This window comes from Lentilactobacillus kisonensis DSM 19906 = JCM 15041 (assembly GCF_001434135.1).
GTDB lineage: Bacteria > Bacillota > Bacilli > Lactobacillales > Lactobacillaceae > Lentilactobacillus > Lentilactobacillus kisonensis.
Map to the genome: position 1 here is coordinate 1 of NZ_AZEB01000056.1, position 4,816 is coordinate 4,816.

Consider the following 4,816-nt stretch of genomic DNA (forward strand, 5'->3'; position numbering starts at 1 on the left):
GAGTGGCGGATATGTAGCTCAGTTAAACGTTGATTGTAATCATCGCTGGTATACTGTGATCCTAAATCCGTATGGATAATCAGGTCCCCAGTAATGGTTCGATTTTTAACCGCGCTTTCAAGGGTCTTTAAGACTAAATCAGTATCCATCTTTTTTGAGAACGAATAGCCGATAATCCGTCGTGAGTGCAGGTCCATGATGGTTGATAAGTAACACCAGCCATTACGCTTCGTTTGAATATAGGTCATATCAGCGGTCCATTTTTGATTTAAACCAGTGGTCGAGAAATCCTGCTTAAGCAAGTTGGGACGCTGTTCAACCTTGGTTTTGGAAGCCGAAGCCGCTTTCCACTTATTGACGGTAACGGAGTGGATATCCAGTTCCTTCATGAGCCGGGAAATCCGTCGTGGACTGCACCGAAGCTGCAGTGGTTGANGCCGTATCGCTGCTTGAATTCCGCAAAGATCCGCAGAATCCGTTGTTTTAAGTCCGCATCTTCGGCCCGGCGTTTTGAAGGCTTGGGGGATCGATAACGATAATACTGAGCTCTGGAAACACCGAGGATTCGGCACATCTTAGTTACCTGGTGGTGATGGCTTTCTTGGTGAATGTAATCAAAAATATTGGTTACTTCTGCGCAAGGAAGCCCAGGGCTTTGTTTAGGATTTCGTTCTCCTCAGACAGGGAAGCCAGCCGCTTTTCCATCGCTTTAATTTCGTCTGGCGATTTACCGGATTGAGTTTTGGCTTGGCCCTGGATCCACTTATGAACGGTTGAATAGCCAATGCCATATTCTCTGGCCAGTTGGGCAGCTGNGGCTGATTCGCCTTGTTTATATAGGTTGATGATGTTTTGTTTGAATTCTTTGTCGTAACGAGTTGGCATGTAAAAATTCCTTCCTTTTGAGAGACGATTTATTCATTATACGCTCTCTTAAAAGTTGTCTCAGGAATCAGCTTACATCCAGTTTCGAATAAGTAACTAAATGTGACAACTTATCGTTACTTGAATATTTTTGATTAGTTTGCTAGCATATAAGAAGTATTATTAAAACATGAATAAATAAATCAGTTGACGTAAGCTCAAGGTGTTCTCTTTCAGGGGTGTGTAAGAGGTATCTGGGTTTACATTTTTTGTATGAGGAGGTTTTTGTTTGGAATTTTTAGGTACCTTGGTGATCATCTTGATTACAACTAGTCTATTTGGCCATCTAGCCTCTAGGGTTGGTATCCCAGCAGTGATCGGTCAATTATTTGTTGGAATTATTCTTGGCCCTGCTTTGTTGAATTGGGTTCACGCCAATGATTTCATCCATATTTTTTCAGAGATTGGGGTTATCATCTTAATGTTTATCGCCGGACTTGAGAGTGATCTTACATTGCTTAAAAAATATTTGCGTCCTAGCATAATTGTCGCGTTGTTAGGAGTTTTGATTCCGATGGTACTGATCTATCCAGTTGGTATTGTTTTTGGCTTGACACAATTTGAAAGCTTGTTTTTGAGCGTTATTTTTGCCGCAACGTCGGTTTCAATTTCAGTTGCTGTCATGAAAGAACTAAATTTACTTGATAGTAAGAGCGGTTCAACAGTCCTCGGTGCCGCGGTGGTTGACGATGTGCTAGCTGTCGTTTTACTTAGCATTATGGTCAGTTTAATAGGTACAAAGGCTGGTACGGATACCCAGATACCGCTAGCTCTGACTTTTTTAGAGCAGCTAATTTACTTTGCCGCAATTTATTTCGTGATGCGTTTTATCGCCCCTCTCCTCGCTAGACTAGGCACCAAATTATTGAATCCAGTGGGACCTACTATAATGGCGATGATTTTGTGTTTTGGTATGGCATATATTGCAGATCTGATTGGACTGAGTGCAGTGATTGGGGCCTTTTTTGCAGGAATTGCGATTGCACAAACTCATGTAGCTCATGAAGTTGATCAAAGTATCGAACCAATCGGTTATGCGATTTTCATTCCTGTATTCTTCGTTTCAATTGGTTTAAATATGTCACTAGCTGGCATAGAACACGATTTGTTATTAATTATCGTATTGACGATTGTGGCAACACTGACAAAAATATTAGGAGCGGGAAGTGGGGCTAAATGGGCCGGATTCAGTTCGAATGAAGCTTACCTCGTTGGTGCGGGGATGGTCTCGCGTGGGGAAATGGCCTTGATTATCGCTCAAATAGGCTACCAATCCAAACTAATCAGTGATGATTACTATTCGGCAATTATCACTGCCATTATCCTAACAACGTTATTAGCACCATTACTACTCAAACATGCGGCTCGTCATATAAACTACTAAAACATCTTAGCGGTATGACACCCCTTCTCTGTGAAAAATAACTACTAGATTTCATCGAGATATTGCCTAGTTTAATTAAGCACTAAATTATATAATATTGGTTATAATGGAGGATTAGTTATTTGATACAGCTTGTAAAAGAAAAATTTGACGTTACTCGTTTGCGATTTGTTTTACTTGGCCTGCTTGTGGGTTTAATGAGTGGCACCGTTGTTAGCTTATTTCGCTATTGTATTGAGATAGGGCTGCACTATAGTCGATTGGTATATAGATACTTACGAATCGCGCCATTTGTTTGGTGGGAATGGGCATTGTTGATTGGCATCAACCTTGGTTTAGCTTTAATTGTGGCTCGACTTCTCAAGAGAGAACCTTATATCTCTGGTTCCGGAATTCCGCAAGTTGAAGGTCAATTGGCTGGCGAATTGGAAATGCACTGGTGGTCAATTCTTTGGCGAAAATTTATCGGTGGTATTCTGGCATTGGGACCTGGATTATTTCTCGGACGAGAAGGACCGTCGATTCAATTAGGTGCGTCAGTTGGTCAAGGTTTCGCTGCTGGGTTTAAGTTATCAGGAACTGATCGCCGACTGCTAATTGCATCAGGCGCCGCTGCTGGATTAGCAGCGGCGTTTAATGCTCCCATTGCTGGAACTCTATTTGTCTTAGAAGAGATTTACCATAATTTTTCACCGCTGGTTTGGTTAACAGCATTAGCCGGAGCAATTGGTTCAAATTTTATCTCGCTGAATGTTTTCGGACTTGTTCCCGTGTTACATTTAAATTATTCACGTAGTTTACCAGTATCAAATTATTGGCACTTAATTTTACTCGGCATTGTTTTGGGATTGTTTGGTTACTTATATCAACGGGTCTTGTTAGTTATGCCTCGGTGGTATCATCAACTGACACATTTGCCACGCCCAATACAAGGTATCGTACCATTTCTGCTGGTAATCTTAGTTGGTTACTTTTCGCCAAATTTACTCGGTGGTGGTAATGGATTAATTGTTGGATTTGGCCAGTATGTTCCACCTTTGTTTGTACTAATTGCAATTTTTATTATACGATTCGTCTTTTCAATGATTTCATATGGTTCCGGATTACCTGGCGGTATTTTTTTGCCGATTCTTTCTTTAGGTGCTGTGATTGGTGCGGTTTATGGCGTCTTAATGAATCAATTAGGATTATTATCGCATGTCTATATCATGAACCTAATCATTTTTTCCATGGCCGGTTACTTTGCTGGAATTGGAAAAGCTCCCTTCACAGCTATCTTGCTGGTAACAGAAATGGTTGGCAATTTAACACATTTAATGCCATTAGCAGTCATATCGTTAACTGCTTACCTTGTTGTTGATTTATTAGGCGGTGCACCAATCTATGAAGCATTGCTTAAGCAGATGACAATGCCTAAAACTGTTCAGCAACTTCATCGACCTGATCATTTGGAAATACCGGTTTTCTTTGGCAGTCCCTTAAACGGCAAAATGGTCCGAGACATGCCATGGCCTAAAGAAGCACTGCTCATTGGAATCCGGCGTGGTGAACAAGAAGTGATTCCACATGGTGACACCTTGATTCATGAAGGTGATACGTTAGTACTGTTAACTGATACAACCCAACGAACCCGAGTTAAACAACGGATTGATGCATTATTAGCAACTTTAGAAAAAAAACACCGAGACTAAGTTAATAGGCAAATTGGTCTATCATAATAATAAATATTAGATTAAGTGGGTCCGTTGCCAGACATAAACATATTGGGAAACTATATACAAATACGGCGAAGTACGAAAAACGCTGAAAAAGAATTAGTTGAACCTATTTTTGAAAAATACAAAGATAAATAATAAGCTGAAAATGCCTTGCTACCCAATTTTTCATAGTCATGCTATAATGAAAAAGAAAAAGGAAGTCCCACGTGAACAGGACTTCCCGTGTAGAGCCGTTAAAGACGGTGGCAGATATTAAAACAACACTAGTTCGCCCCATAACCGGTCAAAGTTATGTGGGGCGGCTTTTTCATTTGTGGTGTTTGTCGATATAGCTGAGTAGCGCGATTAAAAACGTGCCAAACAGCAACATCAACGAGAGTGTCTGAAAGACGCTCATTGACTGTGAAGCCTTCCTGAAGATTATTCCATGTTCCCATGAGCCTCACCTCGCAAGGGAAAAGACAATCATTGCCATTAAAGCTTCTTGCTTAATCTATTATACAGGGAAATGGGGATAGAATAGTGTCTATGCATAATCAGCTTTCTTTAATCTTCGAGCCATAAATAGCCAAGCTATTAACGAAAACAACAGGACTATAAATACCGTGATGTAACTCGTGTTTCCGTGATAAGTTAAAGATTCGATCCAAAAAAAATTAAGACAACTAGGATATTCACGAGAAACCTTGTTTCCAGATGAAAAAACATTTGATGGTAAATACAGGGAAACGATAAATTCAATTAATAATTCGCACTAAGCTTAGAAGCTGTCTAAAATCTCTTAAGTAAT

At 40.4% G+C, this 4,816-nt stretch carries 4 protein-coding genes and 2 pseudogenes; 2 read left to right on the forward strand and 4 right to left on the reverse strand.

The annotated features are described in order from the left end of the window. From FC98_RS15260 to FC98_RS15445, 3 genes and pseudogenes are all read right to left on the reverse strand, one after another. Nucleotides 1-389 (reverse strand): DDE-type integrase/transposase/recombinase (locus FC98_RS15260; RefSeq protein ID WP_235803649.1); only part of this gene is annotated, 389 nt, incomplete at its 3' end. Between the two features lie 238 nt (nt 390-627). Beyond that, nucleotides 628-815: pseudogene (locus FC98_RS15440) on the reverse strand (hypothetical protein); the annotation flags it as partial. 1 nt (nt 816) lies between these two features. After that, nucleotides 817-885: pseudogene (locus FC98_RS15445) on the reverse strand (hypothetical protein); the annotation flags it as partial. Nucleotides 886-1,153: 268 nt separating this feature from the next. Here FC98_RS15445 and FC98_RS13385 point away from each other — a divergent pair. Together FC98_RS13385 and FC98_RS13390 are read left to right on the forward strand one after the other, a co-directional pair. Further along, nucleotides 1,154-2,308 carry a cation:proton antiporter gene (locus FC98_RS13385; RefSeq protein ID WP_056949736.1) on the forward strand — a complete coding sequence of 385 codons (1,155 nt, stop codon included), beginning with the start codon at nt 1,154-1,156 and terminating at the stop codon, nt 2,306-2,308. Between the two features lie 122 nt (nt 2,309-2,430). Then, the gene (locus tag FC98_RS13390; protein ID WP_003561289.1) at nt 2,431-3,999 is read left to right on the forward strand and encodes a ClC family H(+)/Cl(-) exchange transporter; all 1,569 of its coding nucleotides are present in this window, start codon (nt 2,431-2,433) and stop codon (nt 3,997-3,999) included. 334 nt (nt 4,000-4,333) lie between these two features. On the opposite strand, the gene FC98_RS14490 is transcribed toward FC98_RS13390, so the two are convergent. Continuing rightward, complete coding sequence (locus FC98_RS14490) at nt 4,334-4,423, reverse strand: putative holin-like toxin (protein WP_021353390.1); 90 nt, start codon at nt 4,421-4,423, stop codon at nt 4,334-4,336. Nucleotides 4,424-4,816 lie beyond the last annotated feature (393 nt).

Coding starts and splice junctions, on each gene's coding strand:
- FC98_RS14490 (WP_021353390.1), bottom strand. CDS start 4,423: ATGAGCGTCTTTCAGACACTCTCGTTGATGTTGCTGTTTGGCACGTTT.